The organism is Micromonospora sp. NPDC048868, from assembly GCF_043198195.1.
Lineage (GTDB): Bacteria > Actinomycetota > Actinomycetes > Mycobacteriales > Micromonosporaceae > Micromonospora > Micromonospora reichwaldensis.
Genome location: NZ_JBICUN010000023.1, coordinates 68,601 through 94,120, shown reverse-complemented (window position 1 = coordinate 94,120; position 25,520 = coordinate 68,601). Strand labels below are relative to the sequence as shown.

At 72.3% G+C, this 25,520-nt stretch carries 24 protein-coding genes; 9 read left to right on the top strand and 15 right to left on the bottom strand.

Annotation, left to right across the window (positions count from 1 at the left end; translation table 11 throughout):
- Nucleotides 1-137: 137 nt before the first annotated feature.
- Nucleotides 138-896, bottom strand: a complete 759-nt coding sequence (locus tag ACGFNF_RS27035; protein WP_393171510.1) for a M23 family metallopeptidase — start codon at nt 894-896, stop codon at nt 138-140.
- Nucleotides 897-1,170: 274 nt separating this feature from the next.
- A complete protein-coding gene (locus ACGFNF_RS27030; RefSeq protein ID WP_393171509.1) occupies nt 1,171-1,887 on the bottom strand; it encodes a M23 family metallopeptidase in 717 nt (238 codons plus the stop codon).
- Nucleotides 1,888-2,317: 430 nt separating this feature from the next.
- On the opposite strand from ACGFNF_RS27030, the gene ACGFNF_RS27025 reads away from it, so the two are divergent.
- The 3 genes from ACGFNF_RS27025 (at nt 2,318) to sucD (ending at nt 5,227) form a co-directional block, all read left to right on the top strand.
- The gene (locus tag ACGFNF_RS27025; RefSeq protein WP_132230988.1) at nt 2,318-2,722 is read left to right on the top strand and encodes a cobalamin B12-binding domain-containing protein; all 405 of its coding nucleotides are present in this window, start codon (nt 2,318-2,320) and stop codon (nt 2,720-2,722) included.
- 436 nt (nt 2,723-3,158) lie between these two features.
- The gene (gene sucC, locus ACGFNF_RS27020; protein ID WP_357579164.1) at nt 3,159-4,337 is read left to right on the top strand and encodes an ADP-forming succinate--CoA ligase subunit beta; all 1,179 of its coding nucleotides are present in this window, start codon (nt 3,159-3,161) and stop codon (nt 4,335-4,337) included.
- Nucleotides 4,338-4,339: 2 nt separating this feature from the next.
- Nucleotides 4,340-5,227 carry a succinate--CoA ligase subunit alpha gene (gene sucD, locus ACGFNF_RS27015; protein ID WP_132230990.1) on the top strand — a complete coding sequence of 296 codons (888 nt, stop codon included), beginning with the start codon at nt 4,340-4,342 and terminating at the stop codon, nt 5,225-5,227.
- A gap of 93 nt (nt 5,228-5,320) precedes the next feature.
- On the opposite strand, the gene ACGFNF_RS27010 is transcribed toward sucD, so the two are convergent.
- A complete protein-coding gene (locus ACGFNF_RS27010; protein WP_132230991.1) occupies nt 5,321-5,587 on the bottom strand; it encodes a DUF4190 domain-containing protein in 267 nt (88 codons plus the stop codon).
- Nucleotides 5,588-5,746: 159 nt separating this feature from the next.
- On the opposite strand from ACGFNF_RS27010, the gene ACGFNF_RS27005 reads away from it, so the two are divergent.
- Nucleotides 5,747-7,021 carry a DUF6350 family protein gene (locus ACGFNF_RS27005; protein WP_393171506.1) on the top strand — a complete coding sequence of 425 codons (1,275 nt, stop codon included), beginning with the start codon at nt 5,747-5,749 and terminating at the stop codon, nt 7,019-7,021.
- 61 nt (nt 7,022-7,082) lie between these two features.
- Here ACGFNF_RS27005 and ACGFNF_RS27000 read toward each other — a convergent pair whose 3' ends face one another.
- Entirely contained in the window at nt 7,083-7,724 is a 642-nt protein-coding gene (locus tag ACGFNF_RS27000; protein ID WP_393171504.1) for a DUF4190 domain-containing protein, read from the bottom strand.
- A gap of 20 nt (nt 7,725-7,744) precedes the next feature.
- Nucleotides 7,745-8,044: a CD225/dispanin family protein gene (locus ACGFNF_RS26995; protein WP_132230994.1), complete on the bottom strand. Its 300-nt coding sequence runs from the start codon at nt 8,042-8,044 to the stop codon at nt 7,745-7,747.
- A 181-nt stretch (nt 8,045-8,225) separates the two neighbouring features.
- Here ACGFNF_RS26995 and purN point away from each other — a divergent pair, with 181 nt between their 5' ends.
- Nucleotides 8,226-8,846: a phosphoribosylglycinamide formyltransferase gene (purN, locus tag ACGFNF_RS26990; protein WP_357577847.1), complete on the top strand. Its 621-nt coding sequence runs from the start codon at nt 8,226-8,228 to the stop codon at nt 8,844-8,846.
- Nucleotides 8,843-10,414, top strand: coding sequence for a bifunctional phosphoribosylaminoimidazolecarboxamide formyltransferase/IMP cyclohydrolase (purH, locus tag ACGFNF_RS26985; RefSeq protein ID WP_393171502.1), 1,572 nt, complete (start codon nt 8,843-8,845; stop codon nt 10,412-10,414). The genes purN and purH overlap by 4 nt, the downstream gene beginning before the upstream one ends.
- A gap of 14 nt (nt 10,415-10,428) precedes the next feature.
- Here purH and ACGFNF_RS26980 read toward each other — a convergent pair whose 3' ends face one another.
- From ACGFNF_RS26980 to ACGFNF_RS26960, 5 genes are all read right to left on the bottom strand, one after another.
- Nucleotides 10,429-11,457 (bottom strand): ABC transporter ATP-binding protein, encoded by a 1,029-nt coding sequence (locus ACGFNF_RS26980; protein WP_393171500.1) that lies wholly within the window; start codon nt 11,455-11,457, stop codon nt 10,429-10,431.
- On the bottom strand, nt 11,441-12,478 hold the full coding sequence (locus ACGFNF_RS26975; RefSeq protein ID WP_357577844.1) for an ABC transporter ATP-binding protein: 1,038 nt from the start codon (nt 12,476-12,478) through the stop codon (nt 11,441-11,443). The genes ACGFNF_RS26980 and ACGFNF_RS26975 overlap by 17 nt, the downstream gene beginning before the upstream one ends.
- Nucleotides 12,479-12,513: 35 nt before the next feature.
- The gene (locus ACGFNF_RS26970; protein WP_311410739.1) at nt 12,514-13,470 is read right to left on the bottom strand and encodes an ABC transporter permease; all 957 of its coding nucleotides are present in this window, start codon (nt 13,468-13,470) and stop codon (nt 12,514-12,516) included.
- On the bottom strand, nt 13,463-14,401 hold the full coding sequence (locus tag ACGFNF_RS26965; RefSeq protein WP_151456057.1) for an ABC transporter permease: 939 nt from the start codon (nt 14,399-14,401) through the stop codon (nt 13,463-13,465). The genes ACGFNF_RS26970 and ACGFNF_RS26965 overlap by 8 nt, the downstream gene beginning before the upstream one ends.
- Before the next feature lie 85 nt (nt 14,402-14,486).
- Nucleotides 14,487-16,091 carry an ABC transporter substrate-binding protein gene (locus ACGFNF_RS26960; RefSeq protein ID WP_393171498.1) on the bottom strand — a complete coding sequence of 535 codons (1,605 nt, stop codon included), beginning with the start codon at nt 16,089-16,091 and terminating at the stop codon, nt 14,487-14,489.
- Between the two features lie 431 nt (nt 16,092-16,522).
- Between ACGFNF_RS26960 and ACGFNF_RS26955 the strand changes: the two genes are divergently transcribed.
- Together ACGFNF_RS26955 and mdh are read left to right on the top strand one after the other, a co-directional pair.
- Nucleotides 16,523-17,383: a bifunctional methylenetetrahydrofolate dehydrogenase/methenyltetrahydrofolate cyclohydrolase gene (locus ACGFNF_RS26955; RefSeq protein WP_393171496.1), complete on the top strand. Its 861-nt coding sequence runs from the start codon at nt 16,523-16,525 to the stop codon at nt 17,381-17,383.
- 173 nt (nt 17,384-17,556) lie between these two features.
- The gene (gene mdh, locus ACGFNF_RS26950; RefSeq protein ID WP_088998471.1) at nt 17,557-18,507 is read left to right on the top strand and encodes a malate dehydrogenase; all 951 of its coding nucleotides are present in this window, start codon (nt 17,557-17,559) and stop codon (nt 18,505-18,507) included.
- Nucleotides 18,508-18,564: 57 nt separating this feature from the next.
- Here the strand turns inward: mdh and ACGFNF_RS26945 are convergent, their stop codons facing one another.
- A complete protein-coding gene (locus ACGFNF_RS26945) occupies nt 18,565-19,371 on the bottom strand; it encodes an MBL fold metallo-hydrolase (protein ID WP_393171494.1) in 807 nt (268 codons plus the stop codon).
- Between the two features lie 138 nt (nt 19,372-19,509).
- Between ACGFNF_RS26945 and ACGFNF_RS26940 the strand changes: the two genes are divergently transcribed.
- Nucleotides 19,510-20,727, top strand: a complete 1,218-nt coding sequence (locus tag ACGFNF_RS26940; RefSeq protein WP_132231004.1) for an NADP-dependent isocitrate dehydrogenase — start codon at nt 19,510-19,512, stop codon at nt 20,725-20,727.
- A gap of 537 nt (nt 20,728-21,264) precedes the next feature.
- Here ACGFNF_RS26940 and galT read toward each other — a convergent pair.
- From galT to ACGFNF_RS26920, 4 genes are all read right to left on the bottom strand, one after another.
- Entirely contained in the window at nt 21,265-22,341 is a 1,077-nt protein-coding gene (gene galT, locus ACGFNF_RS26935; protein WP_327029545.1) for a galactose-1-phosphate uridylyltransferase, read from the bottom strand.
- Nucleotides 22,338-23,162, bottom strand: coding sequence for a DeoR/GlpR family DNA-binding transcription regulator (locus ACGFNF_RS26930; protein WP_357577839.1), 825 nt, complete (start codon nt 23,160-23,162; stop codon nt 22,338-22,340). The genes galT and ACGFNF_RS26930 overlap by 4 nt, the downstream gene beginning before the upstream one ends.
- Nucleotides 23,163-23,268: 106 nt before the next feature.
- A complete protein-coding gene (gene cysC / locus ACGFNF_RS26925) occupies nt 23,269-24,798 on the bottom strand; it encodes an adenylyl-sulfate kinase (protein WP_393171492.1) in 1,530 nt (509 codons plus the stop codon).
- A 109-nt stretch (nt 24,799-24,907) separates the two neighbouring features.
- On the bottom strand, nt 24,908-25,459 hold the full coding sequence (locus tag ACGFNF_RS26920) for a DM13 domain-containing protein (protein ID WP_393171490.1): 552 nt from the start codon (nt 25,457-25,459) through the stop codon (nt 24,908-24,910).
- Nucleotides 25,460-25,520: the final 61 nt, after the last annotated feature.

Below are 25,520 nucleotides of genomic sequence, written 5' to 3'. Positions count from 1 at the left end.
GGGCGCGGCGCGCCCGGCCCCCCCCCCCCCCGCGCGGGGGGGGGGGGCCCCCCCCCCCGCCCCGCCCCCCCCGGGGGGGGGGGGGCCGCCGCCCGCCCCCCCCCCCCCCGCCCCCGCCCCACGCCGGTAGGTGCGGGTCAGCAGGCCACGTCGATGCCCCGGGCGCGCAGGAACGGCGCGGGGTCGATCTGGTTCCACATCTGACCCTGGTGCACCTCGAAGTGCAGGTGTGGGCCGGTGGAGTCGCCGGTGGAACCCTCCAGGCCGATGGTCTGCCCGGCGGCGACCTTGTCGCCCACGCCCACCTTGGTGGTGCTCAGGTGGGCGTAGTGGGTCAGGTAGCCGTTGCCGTGGTCGACGAAGACGGAGATGCCGTACCCGTCGCCGACGTCGCCGGCCTTGGTGACGGTGCCGCCGAAGGCCGCGCGGACCGGGGTGCCGGCGGGCAGCGCGAAGTCGATGCCGGCGTGCTGGGTGCCCCAGCGCGGGCCGTAGCAGGAGGTGATCGCCGCTCCCTTCATCGGGATGACCCAACTGGGCTTCGGCTTGCTGGTCTTCTTCGGCTTCGGCTTGGCGGTGGTCGCCTTCGGGCGGGGCTTCGCCGACGGGCTGGCCTTCGTCGGGCTGGGCGTCGGGCTCGCCGAGGGGGTGGCCGGGGCGGTCGTCTCGCGGGCGGAACGGTCGGCGCGGTCGGCGGCCTCCGCGCGGGCCTGCGTGTCCACGGCGGCGGCCGGGACGGAGGGCTCGTCGTTCCCGGTGGCCGCGAAGGCGGCGCCGCCGAGGCCGAGGCCCGTCAGGGCCGCCGCGGCGATGATCACGCGGGTGCGGCCGCCGATCCGCCTCCGGGGCCGGACGGGGGCGTCGGGGGTGTTCTCGTTCCGAATGTCTTCCTGCACGGCGGACCTTCACTGATCGAGGGGGCACTTGACCTCGAAATACTGGTGTCGACACGCGGCGTGACGGGTAGTGGGACGGGGTGCGGGCGGGCCGACGACGGCCGCATCCGCCCGTTGCGTCCCCGTTCGGGGTTGTTCGACCGTAAAAGTGATCATGTGTGGGGATGGCGCCGGTCACAGTCGCCGGTGTGGCCCGGCTCACTTTCGACTCCGGTGGCACACGAAAAACCGCCCGGATCGGCAGATCCGGGCGGTCGACGGGCGATGCGCAGCGTCAGGACGCGGCTACCTCGCTGTAGTACGCCTCGACTTGTAGCTTGATGTCCACTCCGCGCTCCTTGAGCCACGGCACCGGGTCGAGCGGCTCGCCCTTGACATGCACCTCCAGGTGCAGGTGGGAGCCGTAGGAGTGGCCGGTGTTGCCCACGAGGCCGAGCTGGTCGCCCGCCTTCACCTGCTGGCCCTCCTTGACGCTCAGCGCCGAGGAGTGGCCGTAGATCGCCTCGCTGCCGTCGGCGTGCTGGACGATCACGGTGTGGCCGTAGCCGCCGAACCAGCCGGCCTTGGTGACGGTGCCGCCGTGGATGGCGACGTAGGGGGTTCCCTCGGGGGCGACCAGGTCCACGCCGGTGTGCAGCTTGCCCCAGCGCATGCCGTAGGGCGAGTTGAACTCGTAGCCCTGGAGGGGGAGCAGCCAGACCTCGGGCTCGGCGGACTCGGTGCCTCCGGCGCGGTCGCTGTCGCGGCTGGCGCGGTCGGCGTTGTCGCCACGGGCCGCGGCGTCCTGGTTGATGGTCGAGGCGGCCTTGAGCTCGTCGAGGACCGACGGGCTGACGCTCTTGGCGTCCGGCAGGGCGCCGGCGCCGATCGCGACGATGCCGGCGCCGACGAACGCGGTGGTGACCACCGCTGCGTAGCGGCTACGCGGGGGGGTGGGTACGCGGCGGCGACCGCGATATCGATCGGGCTCAGACGACAGGCGCTGGCGCACGCACACCCTCCGTTGTCGGGGATCCGAAGCGGCTTCCTCGACGCCCGTGAAGCTCGGGTGAACGCCGGCTGGCCGCGTCGTCACCCGTCCGTGGACCTGATGACAACCGTGGACACGTTAGCCAACCACCAGTCCCGTCACAAGCCGAAGCGCCGAATTGCTACCGCGTTCTGTCCCTTTCCGTCCGTGATTGTCATGGGTCGTACCCCTCGAACGGTGCCCCCTTAACTGCCCGTTCGTCGCGCAGGGTGACCGAACGGCGGAGTCGTCCGGCTTGACGACGAGGGCTGGCGCGGTCCGCCGTACCGGCACCGACGGGAGTCCGGCCGGGTTCGTGCGCGTGAGGTTCGCCGCCCGGATTTCCCGGGCAGGGTCGGGCGGGTTACCGTTCGTTCAGTGAAGCCGCGGAGCCGGTGAAAGGGATGCGCTGATGAGCTCTCGTGTACGGGTCGTCGTCGCCAAGCCGGGCCTGGACGGCCACGACCGTGGTGCAAAGGTCGTCGCGCGTGCCCTGCGGGACGCCGGCATGGAGGTCATCTACACCGGCCTGCACCAGACCCCGGAGCAGATCGTGGAGACCGCGATCCAGGAGGACGCCGACGCGGTCGGGCTCTCCGTGCTGTCCGGGGCGCACATGACGCTGTTCCGGCGGGTGGTGGAGCTGCTCGGTGAGCGCGACGCCCGCGACATCGTCGTGTTCGGCGGCGGCATCATTCCCGACGCCGACATCCCGGAGCTCCAGCGGCTCGGGGTCGCCAAGATCTTCACGCCGGGCGCGACGACCCAGTCGATCGTCGAGTGGGTCCGGCAGAACGTCGCCCAGCCGGTCGCCTGACGGCGGTCGCGGGCTCGGGGCTGCTCGGCGGCCGAATCCGGACAGGGGGAGGGGCCGGACGCACCCCTCACACGTCCGGCCCCTCTATGCACGATGCCCCGCCGCCACCCCTCGACCGACAGGGCATCGGCCGCTCCCGTCGCCGCGCTGCATCAGCGCTCCGACACCTGACTCAACGACGCCCCCACGGACGGGTTACGCGCCCCCGGCAACATCGCCCGGACGGCTGACATCGGGCCGAAGTCGCGGAAAGGCCGCGCGACGCCGCCGATTGTGCATTACCACACAACGTGCACCCGCTCGGTTGCCGGCGGTGTCCACCTCGCTAGGCTGCGCCCAATGGCCTGTTTCGAGTGATGACAGGCGTCAAACTGTTTTCCATAACGCTGGTGGCGGCGCGACGGCGCGCCGCGGAGACGGGACGGGACGCGCAAACGTGGACCTGTACGAGTACCAGGGGCGGGACCTGTTCGAACGGCACGGCTTGCCCGTGCTCGCCGGCGGCGTCGCCACGACCCCGGAGGAGGCCCGCGCGATCGCCGAACGCCTCGGCGGTCGGGTGGTCGTCAAGGCGCAGGTGAAGGTCGGTGGCCGAGGCAAGGCCGGCGGCGTGAAGCTGGCCGAGGGCGCCGAGGAGACGGTGGCCCGCGCCACCGACATCCTGGGCATGGACATCAAGGGCCACACGGTCCACAAGGTCATGATCACGGTGACCGCGGACGTGGCCGAGGAGTACTACTTCTCCTACCTGCTCGACCGGGCGAACCGCACCTTCCTCTGCATCGCCAGCGTCGCCGGCGGCATGGACATCGAGCAGGTCGCCGCCGAGACCCCGGAGAAGGTCGTCAAGGCCCCGATCGACGCCAACACCGGCGTCGACGAGGCGAAGGCGCGCGAGATCGTCACCGCCGCCAACTTCCCGGCCGAGGTCGCGGACCAGGTCGTCGAGGCCGCCGTGGGGCTGTGGAAGGCCTTCGTCGCCGAGGACGCCACGCTGGTCGAGGTGAACCCGCTGGCCAAGACCGGCGAGGGCAAGCTGCTGCTGCTCGACGCCAAGGTCACCCTCGACGAGAACGCCGGGTTCCGGCACCCGGACCACGAGGCGCTTGTCGACCAGGCCGCGGTGGACCCGCTGGAGCAGGCCGCCAAGGAGAAGGACCTCAACTACGTCAAGCTCGACGGCGAGGTCGGGATCATCGGCAACGGCGCCGGCCTGGTCATGTCGACCCTCGACGTGGTCGCGTACGCCGGTGAGCGGCACGGCGGCGTCAAGCCGGCCAACTTCCTCGACATCGGCGGTGGCGCGAGCGCCGCCGTGATGGCGAACGGGCTGGAGATCGTCCTGTCCGACCCGTCGGTGAAGAGCGTCTTCGTCAACGTCTTCGGCGGCATCACCGCCTGCGACGAGGTCGCCAACGGCATCGTGCAGGCGCTGGCCCTGCTCGAGCAGCGCGGCGAGCAGGTCACCAAGCCGCTGGTCGTCCGCCTCGACGGCAACAACGCCGAGGCCGGCCGGGCGATCCTCGACGGCGCGAACAACCCGCTGGTCCAGCGGGTCGACACGATGGATGGCGCGGCCGAGCGGGCCGCCGAGCTGGCGGCTGCGGGGGTCTGACAATGGCTATCTGGCTGACCAAGGACTCGAAGGTCATCGTCCAGGGGATGACCGGTTCCGAGGGTTCCAAGCACACCCGGCGGATGCTCGCCGCGGGCACCAACGTCGTCGGCGGCGTCAACCCGCGCAAGGCGGGCCAGACGGTCGACTTCGACGGCACCGAGCTGCCGGTCTTCGCCAGCGTCGCGGACGCGATGGCGCAGACCGGTGCGGACGTGACCGTGATCTTCGTACCGCCGCAGTTCACCAAGGGCGCGGTCGTCGAGGCGATCGACGCCGGGATCGACCTGGCCGTGGTGATCACCGAGGGCGTGCCGGTGCACGACACCGCCGCGTTCTGGGCGTACAACGTCGCCAAGGGGGAGCGGACCCGGATCATCGGTCCGAACTGCCCGGGCATCGCCTCGCCGGGCGCCTCCAACGCCGGCATCATCCCGGCCGACATCACCGGCACCGGCCGCATCGGCCTGGTCAGCAAGAGCGGCACGCTGACCTACCAGATGATGTACGAGCTGCGCGACATCGGCTTCTCGACCTGCGTCGGCATCGGCGGTGACCCGATCATCGGCACCACCCACATCGACGCGCTCGCCGCGTTCGAGGCCGACCCGGAGACCGACGCGATCGTCATGATCGGTGAGATCGGTGGCGACGCCGAGGAGCGGGCCGCCGAGTTCATCAAGGCGAACGTGACCAAACCGGTGGTCGGCTACATCGCCGGCTTCACCGCGCCGCCCGGCAAGACCATGGGCCACGCCGGTGCGATCATCTCCGGCTCGGCGGGCACCGCCGAGGCCAAGAAGGACGCGCTGGAGGCGGTCGGCGTCAAGGTCGGCAAGACCCCGACCGAGACCGCCAAGCTCATGCGGGAGATCATGTCCGCGGGCTGAGCCCGAGCGACGTACGACCGGAGGGCCGACCGTTCGCGGTCGGCCCTCCGCCGTCGTGACGCGGCGGCCCCGGTCGCCGTGGCGCGGGCGGCCTCAGTCGTTGTAGAGCGGGTAGTTGCCGCCGGCCCAGAGGACGCCGCTGCCGATGATGTTGAGTACGCCGAACGCGATCGCCAGGTAGCCGAGCACGGGCGACTGGCCGAAGCGCTTGGCGTCCCGGATCGACAGGTAACCGAAGACGATCCCCAGGATGCCGCAGCAGAGCAGGCCGAGGATGATGCCGAGCACGCCCCACAGCGTCGTGCGGTCGCGACCGGCCGCGGACGGCGCCGGCGGGGGCGGCGGATACGGAGTGTTCACGGCTCTCCTCCGGACGTCGGTGCCGCGACCCTGCGGTCGCGTCCCTGCGCCCGAGGCTAGACCGGATCGGGGGCCCGAGATGGTGGATCACGGAACTCGTCGCCGCTGCGGGGCGGTATCGGACTGCCACCGCCGGCCCGGCATGCCAGAGTAGACGCGATGTCCTCCGTCACCCCTGATCAGCCCAGCCGTCCCGGCGCCGACGTCGGCCCCGGCGCCCGGCCGGCCGCGCCCGTCGGGCGGAGCCGGCGGGTGCCCGCGCCGCGCGCCGGCGAGCCGCGCCGCAGCCGCGCCCCGCTCGTCGTCGCCGCCGGGGTCGCCGCCGGGTGGGCGGCGCTCACCTCCTGGCTGCCGGTCGTGGTCGTGCTCTGGCTGTTCCAGCTCAGCGAGGGTGCCGCCTCCGTGCCGGGCGCGCTGCGCGCCGGGCTGGCCGGCTGGCTGCTCGGGCACGGCGTGCCGCTGGACACCGCCGCCGGCCCGCTCGGGCTGGCCCCGCTGGCGCTGACCGCCCTGGTCGTCTGGCGGCTGACCCGGGCGGGCGTGCACGCCAGCCGGGCCATCGGTGCCCGGGGCGGCCGGTCACTCCGGCAGGCGCTCCTCGCCGCCGGCGCGGTCGGCGTCGCGTACGCGCTGCTCGGGGTGCTCGGCGCGGTGCTGGCCGGCGCGTCACCGGTGCGCGCCGGGCTGACCCTCCTGGTGCTCGGCACGCTCGGGGCCCTGGTGGGCTCGGCCCGGACCACGCGCGTGGCCGGCCTGCTCGCCGCGCGGTCCCCGGAGGCGCTGCGCGACGGGATCCGCACCGGGCTCGTCGCCGGGCTGCTGCTGTTCGGCGCGGGGGCCGGCGCGGCGGGGCTCGCCGTGGCCACCGGGGGCGGGGACGCCGCCGACCTGATCGGGGCCTACCGCACCGGGGTCGCCGGCCAGGCCGGGATCACGCTGGTCAGCCTCGCCTACGCGCCCAACGCCACGGTCTGGTCGGTCAGCTACCTGCTCGGCCCGGGTTTCGCCGTCGGCACCGACACGGCGGTCCGCACCAGCGAGGTCTCCGTGGGGGCGCTGCCGGCCGTACCGCTGCTGGCCGGGCTGCCGCGCGGGCCGGTCGACGGGCTCGGCGCCGGGCTGCTCGCGGTGCCGGTCCTCGCCGGGATGGCCGCGGGCTGGCTGCTGGCCCGCCGGCTGCTCCGGCTCGCCGCCGACGACCGGGCGCCGCTGCGCTGGGGGCCGCTGCTCGGGGCGGCGGCGCTCGCCGGCCCGGTGGCCGGCCTGCTGCTGGGCGCCGCCGCGGCCGCCTCCGCCGGATCGCTCGGTGGCGGCCGGCTGGTCCAGGTGGGGCCCGTCGCCTGGCAGGTGGCGGCGGTGGCGACCGCGGTCGTCACGGTCGGGGCGCTGATCGGCGCCGCCGCGACCCGGGTGCTGTCCCGCGCGCCCCGCTGAGGGGCCGGGAGACGCCGAAGGGGCGCCCCGGACTGGCCGGGACGCCCCTGTCGCATGACGGTCAGGGCTGGTTGGGCAGCGTCAGACTGAAGCCCAGGAAGATGATCTGGAGCAGGCCGAGCACGACGCCGATGGCGCCGCAGATCAGGCCGGCGAGGGCCTGACCGTTGTTGTCGGCCAGCCCCTGGGCGGCCTTCTGCTTGCCCATCCACCCGGTCACCAGCGCACCGATGCCCAGCGGGATGCCGAGGTAGCAGCAGACCATCGGGATTGAGGCGATGCCGAGGATCATGGACACCAGACCGAGGGTGTTCTGCTGCTGCCCAGGCCCCTTCGCGGCGAATCCCGCGTTGGGGTACATGGGCGGCTGCGAGTACGCCTGCTGGCCGTACGGGTCCTGGTACGGCTGCTGCCCGTACGGCTGACCCGGCGCCGGCTGCCCGTAGGGCTGGCCCGAGGTGGGCGGCTGCCCGTAGGGCTGGCCCGAGGTCGGCGGCTGGCCGTAGGGGTCCTGCTGGCCGTACGGGTTCTGCTGGCCATACGGATCCTGCGGCGCGGCGTACGGGTCGTTCGGCTGCCCGGAGACGGGCTGCTGACCGTACGGCGCCGCCGGCGGCGGGGCGTACGGGTCGTGGTGCGGCGCGTTCGGATCGTGGTGCGGCTGCTGGCCGTACGGATCCTGTCCGGGGTAACCGGGCTGCATGCGACTCCTCGTCCGATCTGTCAGTAGCTGCTGGTGGAGGTGTCGCCGCCCACCACACCGGCGAGCCCACCGAGCAGGCAGCACACCAGCACGATCACGTACCAGCTGATGCCGACGATGAGGGCCCACTTGGACCACTTCTTCGACTCGGCGGCGGCGGCCTGGGCCCCGGCGTAGTCGCCCTGCTGGAGCAGCGGGTTCACCTTGGAGGCGTTGATGATCGCCGGGATGGCCAGCGGCCAGAAGAGGAAGATGGCGACGATCGACATCGTCATGTTGTTGTTGATCTGCGGCTGCTGCGGCTGGTATCCGGGCTGCATTTCGGCGTACTCCTCATTCCACTCGACACCCTCGCGGGGCGTCGGATCACTGACGGGTGCGGGCCGACGCGCGCCGGGCCCGAGCGACCGGCAGCGTACCTGGTCCGGGCCATTCGCGTCGTCGGTGAATGTCGCAATGCCCAGCGGATGGACGCGGCGGCAGGCCCGATAGGGTGGCCCGGTGACCGAGCCCGCGCCCGTCGCCCGCATCGTCGTCCTCGTCTCCGGCTCCGGGAGCAACCTCCAGGCCCTGCTCGATGCGAGCGCCGATCCGGCGTACGGGGCCCGGGTGGTGGCCGTCGGCGCCGACCGGGACGGCATCGCGGGTCTGGACCGGGCCGCCGCGGCCGGTGTGCCGACCTTCGTCGAGCGGGTCGCCGACCACCCCGGCCGCGAGGACTGGGACGCCGCGCTGACCGCCCGCGTCGCCGAGCACCGGCCCGACCTGGTCGTCTCCGCGGGCTTCCTCAAGCTGGTCGGCCCGCGCTTCCTGGCCGCCTTCGGCGACCGCTACCTGAACACGCACAACACGCTGCTGCCGGCGTTCCCCGGCATCCACGGCCCGCGCGACGCCCTCGCCTACGGCGTGAAGGTCACCGGGGCCACGCTCTTCTTCGTCGACGCGGGCATGGACACCGGCCCGATCGTCGCGCAGGTCGCCGTGCCGGTGCGCGACGACGACGACGTCGAGACGCTCACCGAGCGCATCAAGGAAGCCGAGCGGCGCCAGCTCGTCGAGCAGGTGGGCCGCCTGGTCCGCGAAGGTTGGACGATCACCGGAAGAAAGGTCACGGTCCCGTGAGTTCCACTCAGGACGAACGCCGCCCGATCAGGCGGGCGCTGGTCAGCGTCTACGACAAGACCGGCCTGGTCGAGCTGGCCCGGGCGCTGCACACGGCCGGGGTGGAGATCGTCTCGACCGGCAGCACTGCCTCGGCCATCGCCGGCGCGGGAGTGCCGGTGACCCCGGTCGAGACGGTGACGGGCTTCCCGGAGATCCTCGACGGGCGGGTCAAGACGCTGCACCCGAAGGTGCACGGCGGCCTCCTCGCCGACCTGCGCAAGGACTCCCACGTCGCCCAGCTCGACGAGCACGGCATCGCCGGTATCGACCTGCTGGTGTCCAACCTCTACCCGTTCCAGGCCACCGTCGCGTCCGGCGCGGGCGTCGAGGAGTGCGTCGAGCAGATCGACATCGGCGGTCCGGCGATGGTCCGGGCGGCCGCCAAGAACCACGCCTCGGTCGCCGTGGTGACCGACCCGGCCGCGTACCCGGCCCTGTTCGCCGCGCTCGGCGAGGGCGGCTTCACGCTGGCCCAGCGGCGCGTGCTGGCGGCCCGTGCCTTCGCCGTCATCGCCGAGTACGACGTGGCGGTGGCCGAGTGGTGCGCCACCACGCTGGCGCCCGAGGCGGACGGCTGGCCGGGCTTCGCCGGGCTGTCGCTGCGCCGGCAGGCGGTGCTGCGCTATGGCGAGAACCCGCACCAGCCGGCCGCGCTCTACGTCGACCCGTCCAGCCCGGCCGGGCTCGCCCAGGCCGAGCAGCTGCACGGCAAGGAGATGTCCTACAACAATTACGTCGACGCCGACGCCGCGTGGCGGGCGGCCAACGACTTCGCCGACCAGCCGGCGGTGGCGATCATCAAGCACGCCAACCCGTGCGGCATCGCGGTCGGCGCCGACGTGGCCGAGGCGCACCGCAAGGCGCACGCCTGCGACCCGGTGTCCGCGTACGGCGGGGTCATCGCGGTCAACCGGCCGGTCTCGGTCGAGCTGGCCCGGCAGGTGTCGGAGATCTTCACCGAGGTGCTGGTGGCGCCCGGCTTCGACGAGGGCGCGGTGGAGGTCCTCCAGGCGAAGAAGAACATCCGGCTGCTGCACGCGCCGGCCTTCGACCCGCTGCCGGCCGAGTGGCGTCAGGTCACCGGCGGCGTACTGGTGCAGATGGCCGACCGGATCGACGCCGAGGGCGACGACCCGGCCAACTGGCGGCTGGCCACCGGCGAGCCGGCGGACGAGGCGACCCTGCGCGACCTGGCCTTCGCCTGGCGGGCGGTACGCGCGGTGAAGAGCAACGCGATCCTGCTGGCCTCCGACGGCGCGACGGTCGGCGTCGGGATGGGCCAGGTCAACCGGGTCGACTCGGCACACCTCGCGGTCAGCCGGGCCGGAGCGGACCGGGCCCGTGGCGCGGTCTGCGCCTCGGACGCGTTCTTCCCCTTCGCCGACGGTCCGAAGATCCTCATCGACGCCGGCGTCCGCGCGATCGTGCAGCCGGGCGGCTCGATCCGCGACGAGGAGGTCATCGCCGCCGCCAAGCAGGCCGGCGTCACCATGTACCTGACCTCCACCCGCCACTTCTTCCACTGACCTCCCGGGGAGGGTCAGGGGGTGGGGCGGAGTTCGGCGAAGTGGCAGGCCGAGGGGTGTGGGTCCGCCGCGCGGAGGACCGTGTGGGGCTCCTGGGTGGCGCAGACCTCCTGGGCCTTCCAGCAGCGGGTGCGGAAGTGGCAGCCGCTCGGCGGGTCGGCCGGGCTCGGCACGTCGCCGGTGAGCCGGATCATGGTGCGCCGGTCGCGGGCCTCCGGGTCCGGCACCGGCACGGCCGAGAGCAGCGCCTGTGTGTACGGGTGGGTGGCCCGCTCGTAGATCTCGTCCTCGGTGCCGATCTCCACGATCTTGCCGAGGTACATGACCGCGACGCGGTCCGAGATGTGGCGGACCACCGACAGGTCGTGCGCGATGAAGATGTACGACAGGCCGAACTCGTCCTGGAGCTTCTCCAGCAGGTTGATCACCTGGGCCTGGATCGACACGTCCAGGGCGCTGACCGGCTCGTCGCAGACGATGATCTCGGGCCGCAGGGCGAGCGCGCGGGCGATGCCGATGCGCTGCCGCTGGCCGCCGGAGAACTGGTGCGGGTAGCGGTTGATGTGCTCGGGGTTCAGGCCGACCACGTCGAGCAGCTCCCGCACCCGGCCCCGCCGGCTGCCCTTCGGCGCGGCGTCCGGGTGGATCTCGAACGGCTCGCCGATGATGTCGCCGACCGTCATGCGCGGGTTCAGCGAGGTGTACGGGTCCTGCATTACCATCTGCATGTTGCGCCGCAGCCGGCGCAGTTCGCCTCCGGAGGCGGAGAACAGGTCCCGGCCCTCCAGGGTGGCCCGGCCGGCGGTCGGCGTCTCCAGCCGCATCAGCAGCCGGGCCAGCGTCGACTTGCCGCAGCCGGACTCGCCGACCACCCCGAGGGTCTCGCCCCGGCGCAGCTCGAAGCTGACCCCGTCGACGGCCTTGACGGCGCCGACCTGCCGCTGGAAGAGCACGCCCCGGCGGATCGGGAAGTGCTTGACCACGTTGTCGACGGCGAGGATGGTCTCGCCGCGCACCTTGGTCGGGCTAGCGGGCGCTGTCATCACGGACCTCCTGGGCGAAGTGGCACGCGCTGGTCCGGCCGTCGCCCAGGACCAGGTCGTGCGGCACCACGTCGACGCAGACCTGCTGCACGTACGGGCACCGGGGGTGGAACGGGCAGCCGGACGGGATCCGCATCAGGTTGGGCGGCAGCCCCCTGATGGTGGAGAGCTCCTGACCCCGGACGTCCATCCGCGGGATCGACTCCAGCAACCCCTTCGTGTACGGGTGGGCCGGCGCCCGGTAGAGCGAGCGGACGTCGGCGTGCTCGACGATCCGGCCGGCGTACATGACGGCGATCCGGTCCGCGACGCCGGCGACCACACCGAGGTCGTGCGTGATCAGGATCATCGCCGTGCCGAGGTCGCGGCGCAGGTCGGCCAGCAGATCCATGATCTGGGCCTGCACGGTGACGTCCAGGGCCGTGGTCGGCTCGTCGGCGATCAGCACCTTCGGGTTCATCGCCAGCGCCATCGCGATCATGACGCGCTGCCGCATGCCGCCGGAGAACTGGTGCGGGTAGTCGCCGAGCCGGCTGGTGGCGGCGGGGATCCGTACCAGGTCCATCAGCTCGACGACCCGGGCACGGGCGTCCGCCTTCGACATGCCCTCGCGCTGACGCAGCGTCTCGCCGATCTGCCAGCCCACCGGAAAGACGGGGTTCAGCGCGGAGAGGGCGTCCTGGAAGATGATCGCTATCTCCTTGCCGCGTACCTGCCGGCGCTGCTCCTCCGGCAGCTTGAGCAGGTCGCGCCCCTGGTAGAGGATCTCGCCGGAGCGGATCACGGCCGGGGGAGTGTCGAGGATGCCCATGATCGCCTGGGCGGTGACCGACTTGCCGGAGCCCGACTCACCGAGCACGGCGAGCGTCTCGCCGGGATCGAGGTGGTACGAGACCCCGTTGATCACCCTGGCCACGCCCTCGCCCGTGCGGAACTCGACGTGCAGGTCCCGTACGTCCAGCAGGTGCCCGCCCTCGGGCGTCGGTGAGGCCGGCGTGGGTCGGACGGCGGACTGGCTCACGGTTCACGCCTTTCGCTCGCGACAGGTGGGCGGGGTCAGCGCAGTTTCGGGTCGAAGGCGTCGCGGATCGCGTCGCCGAGCATGATGAACGCCAGCACGGTCAGCGCCAGGAACGTCGAGGGGACCAGCAGCGGGGTGACCGACTCCCGCATGTGCACCCGGCCCGCGTCGATGTCGATGCCCCAGGAGATGGTCGGTGCCCTGAGCCCGATGCCGAGGAAGCTCAGCGTCGCCTCGGCGGCGATGAACGAGCCGAGGGCGATCGTCAGCACCACGATCGCCGGGGCGAGCGCGTTGGGCAGGATGTGCCGCAGCATGATCCGGCCGTCGCCGGCGCCGAGCATCCGGGCCGCTGCGACGTAGTCCTGCTCCTTGGCGGTGATCACCGAGGAGCGGACGACGCGGGCGGCGGTGGTCCAGCCGAGGATCGCCAGCACGAAGATGACCGCGCCGACCCGGACCGCCGAGCTGTCGCTGTTGACCCGCTTGAGCAGCACGATCGCTGCGAGCAGGAGCGGGATGCCGAGGACGACGTCGATCACCCGGGAGAGCACCGCGTCGACCCAGCGGCCGAAGTAGCCGGCCAGCATCCCCACGGCGAGCGCGATCAGGCCGGTGAGCAGCGCGGAGAGCGCGCCGACCAGCAGCGACGCGCGGGCGCCGTAGACCGCCCTGGCGTACGTGTCGCAGCCCTGGAAGTCGTACCCGAAGATCGCCCCGCCGGACGGCCCGGCGTGCTGGCGGGCCAGCACGCAGTCGCGCGGGTCGTTCGCGGTGAACAGCCCGGGCACGGCGGCCATGGCGGCGACCAGCACCACCAGGGCGAGGCTGATCCAGAAGATCGGCTTGCGGCGCAGGTCGCGCCAGGCGTCGCCGGCCAGGCTGCGGGGCTTCTGCGGTACGCCGACCTGGTTCGGCGCGCCGGGCTCACCCGACGGCCCCCGCCGTGCGGCCTGGTTCTCGCTCGCCGCGACGGTCTCGAAGTCACTCATAGCGGATCCTCGGGTCGAGTACGGCGTACAGGACGTCCACCACCAGGTTGGAGACGAGGTAGACCACGACGAGCACGCTGACGATGCCCACCACCAGCGGGCCGTCCTCGGTGCGGATGCCGCGGAAGAGGTTGAAGCCGACGCCGGGGATGTTGAACACGCCCTCGGTGATGATCGCGCCGCTCATCAGGTTGCCCAGCTCGACGCCGAGGAAGGTGACCACCGGGATGAGCGAGTTGCGCAGCACGTGGACGCTGACGATCCGCCGCCGCACGAGTCCCTTCGACCGGGCGGTGCGGACGTAGTCGGCGCGCAGGTTCTCGGCCACGGACGTCCGGGTCAGCCGCAGCGCGGTGGCCAGCGAGAGCGAGCCGAGCACGATGCCCGGCAGCAGGAGCGCGTACAGGTCCGGGTCGGCGCCGGCGGTGGCCGGAAAGAGCTGCCACCTGACGCCGAGGAGATACTGCGCCAGCGGCGCGAGCACGATCGTCGGGATGCCGAGCACCAGCAGGGTCAGCAGCAGGGTCGAGTTGTCGAAGATGCTGGCCCGCCGGATGCCGGCGAGCACGCCCGCGGTGACCCCGAAGAGGATGGTGACCGCCATGGCGATCAGCGCCAGCTTGACCGTGACGGGCCAGGCGGCGGCCAGGATGTCGCCGATCGAGCGTCCGGTGAGGGACTGCCCGAGGTCACCCTGGAGCAGGTTCTTGAGGTAGTCGAAGTAGCGGTAGAAGAAGCCGCCGACCCCGGTCCGGTCGAGGTGGAACTTCTCCGTCAGGTATGCCCGCTGGGCCGCCGTGACCGGGCGCTCACCGGCGAGCGCCTGGATGGGATCGCCCTGGCCGGCGAACATCAGCGCGTAGACGATCAGCGTGGTCCCGAAGAACGCGAGGACCATCTGGAGCAGACGCCGCAGGATGAAGCGGAACATACTTGGCAGTCTGGCGGAAAAAGTGCGAAGAGGAAGGCGGGTCGGGCCACCGTCCGCCGATGGCCCGACCCGTACTGCCGTGGTGTTACTTGACGGCCTCGATCTTCACGAGGTCGATCCGGTCGAAGAGATCCATCTCCACGTTCGTCACCTTGGTGGAGTGGCCGAAGTTGTTCTGGCCGTACCGCAGCGGGATCACCGGCAGGTCCTCCGCCAGCAGGTCCTCGGCCGCCTGGTACTTCTTGATCGCCTCGTCCTCGTTCGCGGCGCTGGCGCCCTCGGCGAGCAGCTTGTCGAACTCGGGGTTGCTGTAGCCGTAGTAGTTCGACGAGCCGTTGCTGCTGTACAGCGGGCCCAGGTAGTTCTCCATGGACGGGTAGTCCATGACCCAGCCCATCCGGAACAGGCCGACCGGCTGCTTGGCCTTCACCTTGGTCAGCAGGTCCGCGAACTTCGGCTCGGCGGTGCCGACGCAGTCCACGCCCAGGTTGGTCTTGAGCTGGTTGCAGGTCGCGTCGATCCAGTCCTTGTGGCCGCCGTCGCCGTTGTAGGACAGCTCGATCCTCGCCGGGCCGCCCGCGGCCTGGTACAGGCTCTTGGCCTTGGCCGGGTCGAACTCGCCGGCCTCGCCGATGGTGCTGTCGCGGTAGCCCGCGACGACCGGCGAGACGAACGAGCGGGCCGGCTGCTGCGAGTCCTTGAAGATCGACTTGGTGATCTCGTCCCGGTCGATCGCCATCGAGATGGCCTTGCGCACGTCCGGGTTGCTGAACTCCTTCTGGAACGTCGGGAAGGCCAGCACCTGGAGCGACGAGGCGGAGCTCTGCTTGAACCGGTCACCGAGGTCGGTGCCGGCCGTCGAGAGGTTCTCGGTCGGGATGGTCTTGATGACGTCCAGGTTGTCCGAGAGCACGTCCGCGTACGCGGCGGTCGGCTGCTGGTAGATCCGGAACTCGACGCCGGCCACCTTCGGCTTCTCGCCGGGGAAGGCGTCGTACTTCTCGACCTCGACCTTGGCGTCGTGCTGCCAGGTGCCCTTCATCTTGAACGGCCCCTGACCGACCGGCGCCTGCTCGTAGCCCTCGGCCAGCACGCCGGGCGCGGAGAACGCGGCCTTCGGCATCGGGTAGAAGGCGGTGTAGCCGAGCACGGACTTGAACTCGCTGTACGGCTCCGACAGCGTGACGGTGAAGGTCAGGTCGTCGACCTTCTTCAGCCCGCTGAGCGTCTTGGCCTTCGGGGTCTCGCCCTGCATGTCCTCGTAGCCGGCGATCTTCTCGAAGAAGTAGCTGGAGTTCTGGCCGTTCGGGGCGTAGGCGCCGTAGTTCCAGGCGTCGACGTAGTTGTCGGCGGTGACCTTCTCGCCGTTGTGGAAGGTGTAGCCGTCCTTCAGCTTGACCGTCCAGGTCGTGTTGTCCTCGGACGTCACCGACTCGGCCGCCACCTCGTGGGGCTTGTTGGCCTCGTCGTAGTCGACAAGCGGGCTGAACAGGGCGGCGAGCACCTGCGAGCCGCTCGTCTCGTTGGTGTTGGTGGGCACCAGGTGCTGCGGCTCGGCGATCTCGATCCGCACGGCCGCGTCAGGGTTGCTCTCGCCGGATCCACCGTCGCCGCCCGAGCCGCAGGCCACCAGGCCCAGGGTCACCGCGAGCGGGAGGGCGGTCCAGGCAGCGAGCCTACGAACACGCATGTAGCCTCCTCATCTCCTCACGCTGCGCAGTCAGGCCCGGCGCTGGGTTTACGCTGCGCAACGTTGGGCAACGGTAGGTCGCCGGCCGGCGATCGACAACGGGCGGGTTACGAACCGATAACGGAGTCGCCGTCGGGGCCTTGTCGTGGCGGGCCGGATCTGCTAACGCCGTGCCGCCGCGAAGATGGCGCTGGGCAGCGGGGACTCTCGACGCGGTCGGTGCCCGTCGCGTCCGGTCCGCCCGTTCGCGCCGTCCCGGCCCGACCGTGCACCTCCGTCGCCCCGATCGCCGGGGAGTCCGGTTCCGGCCGGCGCTCGTTGACCCCGCGCGTCACTCAGGGTGATTAACCGCACGTCACTCTTAGTGGTCACCATGCGGGCTTGGCGCGGGTCGTCGGATCGTCGGCCGTCGACCGTGAGACGATCTGGGCGTGACGGCGACGCTTCTGGACGGCAAGGCGACCGCGGCCGAGATCAAGGACGAGCTGCGGACACGGGTCAAGGCACTGGCGGAACGCGGCATCACCCCCGGGCTCGGCACCGTCCTGGTGGGTGCGGACCCCGGCTCCCAGGCGTACGTCAACGGCAAGCACCGCGACTGCGCCGAGGTGGGGGTCGCCTCGATCCGCCGCGAACTGCCGGCCGACGCGACCCAGGCGCAGGTCGACGCCGTGCTCGCCGAGCTGAACGCCGACCCGGCCTGCCACGGCTACATCGTCCAGCTGCCGCTGCCGGGCCACCTCGACACCCAGCGGGTGCTGGAGCTGATCGACCCCGACAAGGACGCCGACGGCCTGCACCCGGTCAACCTCGGCCGGCTCGTCCTGGGCTACGACGCCCCGCTGCCCTGCACCCCGCGCGGCATCGTCGAGCTGCTCCGCCGGCACGACGTGCCGCTGCGCGGCGCCAAGGTCGCCGTGGTCGGCCGCGGCAACACCGTCGGCCGTCCGCTCGGCCTGCTGCTCACCCGCCGCAGTGAGAACGCCACCGTGACCCTCTGCCACACCGGCACCCTCGACCTGGCCTCGCACACCCGGGCCGCCGACATCGTCATCGTGGCCGCCGGCGTGCCGGGCCTGCTCACCGCCGACATGCTCACGCCGGGCGCGGTCGTGGTCGACGTCGGCATTACCCGGGTCATCGGCCCGGACGGCAAGGGCCGCTACACCGGCGACGTCGCGGCTGACGCGGCGGAGGTGGCCGGCAAGCTGGTGCCCATGCCGGGCGGCGTCGGCCCGATGACCCGCGCGATGCTGCTGACCAACGTCGTGGAGCGGGCCGAGCGCGACTGAGACGTCAGGAAGGGCACCTTCCTGACGCCTGGGGTAGAGGAAGGGTCCTTGCACCTTGGGGACGGCCGTGACGTTCGCCCCATCCCGGCGATGGTCGCCGCCCCTGGCCTGTTCGGTGCCAGGATGACTGATACGGTCCGGAAAACCGACTGGTAGCAGGGAGTGGGACGACCATGGGTAAGAAGGTCACTGTCGTCGGGGCCGGCTTCTACGGCTCCACCACCGCACAGCGCCTGGCCGAGTACGACGTCTTCGACACCGTCGTGATCACCGACATCGTGGAGGGCAAGCCCGCAGGTCTCGCCCTGGACCTCAACCAGTCGCGCGCCATCGAGGGCTTCGAGACCAAGGTGGTCGGCGCGACCACCGGCCCGAACGGCGAGGGCTACGAGGCGATCGAGGGCTCGGACGTCGTGGTGATCACCGCCGGTCTGCCGCGCAAGCCGGGCATGAGCCGCATGGACCTGCTCGAGACGAACGCGAAGATCGTCCGCCAGGTCTCCGAGAACGTCGCCAAGTACGCCCCGAACGCCGTCGTCATCGTCGTGTCCAACCCGCTCGACGAGATGACCGCGCTGGCCCAGCTCGCCACCCAGTTCCCGAAGAACCGGGTGCTCGGCCAGGCCGGCATGCTGGACACCGCCCGGTTCACCAACTTCGTGGCCGAGGCGCTGGGCGTACCGGTGAAGTCGGTGAAGACGCTGACCCTCGGCTCGCACGGCGACACGATGGTGCCGGTGCCGTCGCAGAGCACGGTCGACGGCAAGCCGCTGCGTGAGGCCATGCCGGCCGAGCAGATCGAGGAGCTGGTCGTCAAGACCCGCAACGGCGGCGCCGAGGTGGTCGCGCTGCTCAAGACCGGTTCGGCGTACTACGCGCCGTCCGCCGCCGCCGCCCGGATGGCGAAGGCCGTCGCGGAGGACTCGGGCGAGGTCATGCCGGTCTGCGCCTGGGTCGACGGCGAGTACGGCATCTCCGGCGTCTACCTGGGTGTCGAGGCCGCGATCGGCGCCGAGGGCGTCAAGCGGGTCGTCGAGACCGACCTGGACGCCGACGAGCTGGCCAGCCTGAAGGAGGCCGCCGAGGCCGTCCGCGCCAAGCAGGGCGACGTCGCCTCCATGTGATCCACCACCCGTCGAGGGGCACGCCGGTCCGCCGGCGTGCCCCCTCGTCGTTCCGCCCTACAGCGTCACGAACGCCTCGCCCAGGTGCGGGGTGGCGAGCACCGCGGGCCCGCGCGCGGCCAGGTCGCGCAGCAGCCCCACCCGCGAGGCACGCGCCGCCGCGGCGTCCTCCTCGTGGGCGTACGCCAGCTCGGGTTCGACCAGTTGCACGGCGTGCACCAGCAGGTCGCCGGTGAGCAGCAGCCGCTCGTCGGCCACCTCCAGCAGCACCGACTGGTGGCCGGGCGTGTGCCCTGGCGTCGGCAGCAGCCGTACCGTCGGATTCAGCCTCTCCTCGCCGTCGACGACCCGGAGCTGGCCGGCGGCGCGCAACGGCGCGACCAGGCCGGCCGACAGCCCCGGGTTGAGCTGCCCGACGGCGGCCAGCTCGGCCCGCTGGAGCAGGTAGTCGGCGTTCGGGAAGTACGGCGTCCCCGGCGAGCCGGTGACCGCCCAGCCGATGTGGTCGCTGTGCAGGTGGGTGAGCACCACCGTGCGTACGTCGGCCGGGTCGATGCCGGCGGCGGCGAGTTCGGCCGGCAGCCGGCCGGGCACCGGCGCCCAGCTCGCGGCGGGGGAGCCGGCCGGGCCGATCCCGGCGTCGACCAGGGTCACCGGGCCGTCACCGGCGCGGATGGCGAAGCTGCGGAACGGCAGCCACCACCGCCCGTCGGCGGTCACCGTGGCCGGGTCCCGCCGGTCGGCCGCGCGCCAGTGCTCCGGCGTGGCGTCCGGGAACGCCTCCGCGCGGGGCTGGAAGAACGGCCCCTCGCCGTCGGTGAGCGCGGTGACCGTGATAGACCCGAGGATGCGGCTCAGCGGCATCCGGCGATCATGTCAGCGGTCCCGTGCGCCGTGCACGTCGTTTGTTCCGGCCCGACCGAGGCCGGCTGGGGACTGCCGATCAGTTTCCAGTACGCTCGTACTGCTTGAGCACGAGTCCCCCGAGAGGAGCGCCGGCCGATGGCGAAGATCAAGGTAAACAACCCGGTCGTTGAGCTCGACGGCGACGAGATGACCCGGATCATCTGGAAGCAGATCCGGGAGCAGCTGATCCTGCCCTACCTCGACGTCGACCTGCACTACTACGACCTGTCGATCCAGCACCGCGACGAGACCGACGACCAGGTCACCGTCGACGCCGCCAACGCCATCAAGGAGCACGGCGTCGGCGTCAAGTGCGCGACCATCACCCCGGACGAGGCCCGGGTGGAGGAGTTCGGCCTGAAGAAGATGTGGCGGTCGCCGAACGGCACGATCCGCAACATCCTCGGCGGCGTCGTCTTCCGCGAGCCGATCATCATGTCCAACGTGCCGCGGCTGGTCCCCGGCTGGACCAAGCCGATCATCATCGGCCGGCACGCCCACGGTGACCAGTACAAGGCCACCGACTTCGTCGTCCCGGGCCCGGGCACGGTGACCATCACCTACACCCCGGCCGACGGCGGCGAGCCGATGGAGATGGAGGTCGCCAACTTCCCCGGCGGCGGCATCGCCATGGGCATGTACAACTACGACGAGTCGATCCGGGACTTCGCCCGCGCCTCGTTCCGCTACGGCCTGGACCGCAACTACCCGGTCTACATGTCGACGAAGAACACCATCCTCAAGGCGTACGACGGTCGGTTCAAGGACATCTTCGCCGAGGTGTTCGAGGCCGAGTTCAAGGCCGAGTTCGACGCCGCCGGTCTCACCTACGAGCACCGGCTCATCGACGACATGGTCGCCGCCGCGCTCAAGTGGGAGGGCGGCTACGTCTGGGCCTGCAAGAACTACGACGGTGACGTGCAGTCCGACACCGTCGCGCAGGGCTTCGGCTCGCTGGGCCTGATGACCTCGGTGCTGCTCTCCCCGGACGGCCGTACGGTCGAGGCCGAGGCCGCGCACGGCACGGTCACCCGGCACTACCGGCAGTGGCAGAAGGGCGAGAAGACCTCGACCAACCCGATCGCGTCGATCTACGCCTGGACCCGGGGCCTGGCCCACCGGGGCAAGCTGGACGGCACCCCGGCGGTCACCGAGTTCGCCAACACCCTGGAGCAGGTCATCGTCGACACCGTCGAGGGCGGCCAGATGACCAAGGACCTCTCGCTGCTCATCTCGCGGGACGCCCCGTGGCTGACCACCGACGAGTTCATGAACGCGCTCGACGAGAACCTGGCGCGCAAGCTCTCCGCCTGATCCTCTCCGCGCCTTCCGGTGGCACCTGACGGTGCTGCCACCGCATCACCAGGAGCCCGCCGGCACCCGCCGGCGGGCTCCGTGGTCTCTGGCGGTGGTCGCCGGGCGAGCGCCTGAGATCTTGGTGAGAAACGGCCCCTCCAGGGGCCTGTTACTACCAAGATCTACTCGGCTCGCCCGGATCCGGCGACGCCCGTGGGTCGGCTTGCGGCGTGTCGGCGGGTGACGCGCCGTCCCGCGTCACCTACGTCGGCGCGCCTCGTTGACCTGGGTGGACGAGATGCCAGTCGCGTCCAGGAAGGTTGACCGCGGTCGCCTCGCGGCAAGCGTGCCGATCAGCCAGCCTTCCCGGCTGTCGCGCACAGCCAGCCGTCCCTTCCCTGCGGGGGGCCCTGTCCCGGGCCCCCCGCGCCCTGTCTCCGCCCCGCCACCGGGGCCGGCCCGACCGCCCGCCCCCACCGGTACCGCTCCACCTGGCAGCGCCGGTCGGGTTCAGGCCGGTCGCCGTCTTGCCCCCGCTGGGCGCGGTGTCGGGGCTCAGGCGGCGCGGAGGAGTTCGGCGGCGCGCTCCGGGGCGATGTCGTTGATGAAGACGCCCATCGCGGACTCCGAGCCCGCCAGGTACTTCAGCTTGTCCTTCGCGCGCCGGATGCTGAACAGCTGCAGGTGCAGGTGGCCCAGCTCGCGGTCGACGCGTACCGGCGCCTGGTGCCAGGCGGCGATGTAGGGCATCGGCACGTCGAACAGCCCGTCGAAGCGGCGCAGCAGGTCCAGGTAGAGCGGCCCGAAGGCGTCCCGCTCGGCGTCGTCGAGCGCGGGGATGTCCGGCACCGGCCGGTGCGGGGCCACGTGCACCTCGAACGGCCAGCGGGCCGCCGCCGGGACGTACGCCGTCCAGTGCTCGTTGGCGGCAACCACCCGGTCGCCGCCGGCCCGCTCGGCGGCGAGCACGTCGGCGTAGAGGTTGCGCCCGCCGGTGCGTTCCGCGTGCCGGCGGGCGGCGGCCAGCAGCGCCCGGGTCCGTGGGGTCACGAAGGGGTACGCGTAGATCTGGCCGTGCGGGTGGTGCAGGGTCACGCCGATCTCCACGCCCCGGTTCTCGAAGCAGAACACCTGCTCCACGCCGGGCAGCTCCGCGAGCGCCGACGTGCGGTCGGCGAGCGCGTCGAGGACGGTGCGCACCCGGCGTGGCGGGAGGGACGCGAAGGACGCGTTGTGGTCGTCGGTGAAGCAGACCACCTCGCAGCGGCCCCGACCCGGGCGGACCGGGGTGAACGGGGTGATCTCGGCGGGCTCCTCGGCCACCCGGCCGCTGAGGGAGGGGAACCGGTTCTCGAAGACGGCGACGTCGTAGTCGGGCGCCGGGATCTCGCTCTGCCGGCCGTCGGTGCTGGGGCAGAGCGGGCACTGGTCGGCCGGCGGGAGGAAGGTGCGCGTCTGCCGGTGCACGGCGACGGCCACCCACTCGTCGGTGAGCGGGTCCAGGCGCAGCTGCGACGCGGGCGGTGGCGGGGGCAGCTCGCGGCGGTCCGGCTGGTCGCGGACGGCGTCGTCCCGTTCGTCGAAGTAGATCAGCTCCCGGCCGTCGGCCAGCGCGATCGCGGTGCGCTTCACCTCGCCATCCCCTCATCTGTCGTCGTGGCCGTCCGCCCCGCGCCCGTGCCGGGGGACACGACCACCAGTTCGCCCACCCGGTCGTCGAGCGCCCGCTGCGCGTCGGGGGGCAGCCGGTCGTCGGTGACCAGCACGTGGGCGGCGGAAAGCTCAACGATCGAGGAGATGCCGACGGTGCCCCACTTGGTGTGGTCGGCGAGCACGACCAGCCGGTCGGCGGCGGCCACCAGGGCGCGGTCGGTCTCCGCCTCCATCAGGTTCGGCGTGGTGAACCCGGCCCGTTCCGTGATCCCGTGCACGCCGAGGAAGAGCAGGTCCAGGTGCAGCGACCGGATGGCGGCGACGGCCAGCGGCCCGACCAGCGCGTCCGACGGCGTACGCACCCCGCCGGTGAGCACCACGGTCTGGTCGGACCGGCCGCCGGCGTGCAGGATCTCGGCCACCGGCAGCGAGTTGGTGACGACGGTCAGGCCCGGCACGTCGACCAGCCGACGGGCCAGCTCGGCGGTGGTGGTGCCGGCGGAGAGGGCGACCGCCGCCCCGGGGCGGACCAGCTCGGCGGCGCGGCCCGCGATGGCCGCCTTCTCGGCCAGTTGCCGCACCGACTTGGCCCGGAAGCCCGGCTCGTCGGTCGAGCCGGGGCCGGCCACCGTGGCGCCGCCGTGCACCTTGGCCAGCAGGCCGCGCTCGTGCAGCGCCTCCAGGTCGCGCCGGATGGTCATGTCCGAGACGCCGTACTCGGCGGCCAGCTCGGTGACCCGCACGCCGCCGGTGGCGCGGACCCGGTCCAGGATGGCCGCCTGCCGTTGCTGAGCGAGCATCCGCCGCACCTCCGTGCCAGCCGCGCGCCCTCACGCGGTCAAACGTGTTCGAACAAAGATGAACACTAGCGCGGAGGGGGGGACCACCGGTAGGCGGAGCGTGCGATCAGATGGACTGGAGCCGGGGTTCGACCCAACCCGTCTCGTTCAGGTGGTGCAGGACGGCCTCGACCGCCTCGTCGATCGTCATGTCGCTGGTGTCGACCACCAGGTCCGCGTCGGCCGGCTCCTCGTAGGGGTCGTCGATGCCGGTCATCCCGGTGAGCAGGCCGGCCCGGGCCCGCGCGTAGAGGCCCTTGCGGTCGCGCTGCTCGCAGACCTCCAGCGGGGTCGCCACGTGCACCAGCACGAAACCCGCACCGGCGGCCAGCGCCATCTCCCGGGCGGTCGCGCGGGCCTGGGCGTACGGGGCGATCGGGCAGCAGATGCCGACGCCGTGGTGCCGGGCGATCTCCGCCGCCACCCAGCCGATCCGGCGCACGTTGAGGTCCCGGTCGGCCTTGCTGAAGCCCAGCCCGGCGGAGAGCTCGCGGCGCACCACGTCGCCGTCGAGCAGCGTGATGCTCCGGTCGCCCTGCTCGCGCAGCACGTCGGCCAGGCCCCGGGCGATCGTCGACTTGCCGGAGCCCGAGAGCCCGGTCAGGAAGACCACCAGGCCCCGGTGCCGCCGCGGCGGCCGGGCCCGGGCCAGCTCCTTCGCCACCGCGGGCGGGGTGTGCCACTCGGGGAGCGGGAAACCCCGGTCCAGCAGGTCGTCGATCTCCGGCTGGGTCAGCGCCAGGCGCCGGTTGCGGGGCGGGATGTCCTCCCGCCAGCGCCACTGCCCGTCGCGGTTGTCGTAGGCCAGCTCGCGCGGCACCAGCACGCGCAGGCCGGCGCCGGAGAGCATCTCGCCGGTGGAGAGCAGGTGCGTGACGCCGTACGCCGCCGACACCCGGGCCCGCAGCAGCGCGTCGCTGATCTCGTCGCGCCGGCGGGACAACGGGACGGCGACCAGCGTGGCCGGCGGCATCCGGTCGCGGGCGGCGAAGACGCTGCGTACGAGCGACTCCGGCGGCAACCCGCCGAGGCCGTCCTCGCCGACCGGGATCATCACCAGCAGGTGGGCGCCGAGCGTGCGGACCGCGTGGGCGATCTGGGCGAGCTGCGGCCGGTGCAGCGGGCGGTCGGCGATCACCCCGAGCACCCGACCGGACGGCAGCAGCGGGCGTACTTCCTCGGGGGTGCGGCGCAGCCGCTGGAAGGGGCCGTGACCGCCGTCGCCGAGCCGGCGGACCGTGCCTCCGACGCCGGCCACCCCGTCGCGGACCTGCCACGCGTCGGCGACGTCCAGCGCCGCGACCGGCGCGCCCTCCCCGTCGGTGAGCACCAGGGTGCGGCGTGCCTCGTCGCGCGGGTCGAGACCCTGCGCGAGCGCCGTCGGCACCTGAAGGGTCACCGGCACCGGCCACGGTGAACCGTCGGCGAGCCGACCCCGCCGACTCACCGAGACCAGGTCGGCGCGGGTCATGAAGCCGGCCAGCGGGGCGTACGCCCCGATCAGCAGCAGCTCCAGGTCAGCCAGCTCGCCGGGGCGTGGCGTGTACGCCGGCGCGTCCCGGAGCACCTCGTCGGGCAGCACCCAGCTGTTGCTCATCCATCCCCCAAACGACACTGACCGGCACACAGTTTCTCAGCCGCCCGGCGATCGGTCGAGAGCGCCACTCCACTGGCGGCTCAGCCGGCGGGCGACGGCGGCCGGCGGGTCAGCGGGGCGGGGCCAGGGACGCGGCCCCGAAGGAGACGGCGAACCGCTTGCACCAGATGGAGACGCTGGTCAGGCCCGTCAGGTCGACGTCGGCCGGGATGTCGTAGCCCTGGTCGCCCCGGTTGCCCTTGAGCCGGCCCAGCTCGACCCACCGGCCGTCGTCGAAGACCCGCCACCCGGCGGTGCCGCTGCGCACCGGCTGGTCGGTGAGCCAGACCCGCAGGTCCGGGCCGTTGGAGGTGGCCAGGCCGACGAGTTCCAACCGGTGCCGCCCGTCGGGGGCGCGGACGATGCGCGCGCTGCCCGACGTGTCGTGCTCGTGGGTCACGAAGTCGCCCTGCCCGACGAGGACCGGCCCGGCGGGGGCGGGCGCCGCGGCCGTGGCGGAACCCGTCGGCGCAGGCGTGGCCGCGACGCTCGAAAGCGCCTCGTCGACCTCGGCGTCGGTGACCAGCTTCCAGGGCTGGAACCAGTAGAGGCCGAACGCCGAGCCGGCGGCGAGGACGGCGACCACCACCCACGTCAGCGGCGCGCGGAACAGTCGGGTCATGCCCACAGTGTGTCGGCCCGGGCCGCGTCCTGTCTGCCCCGTGTGGCGTGGCGGAGGCCGA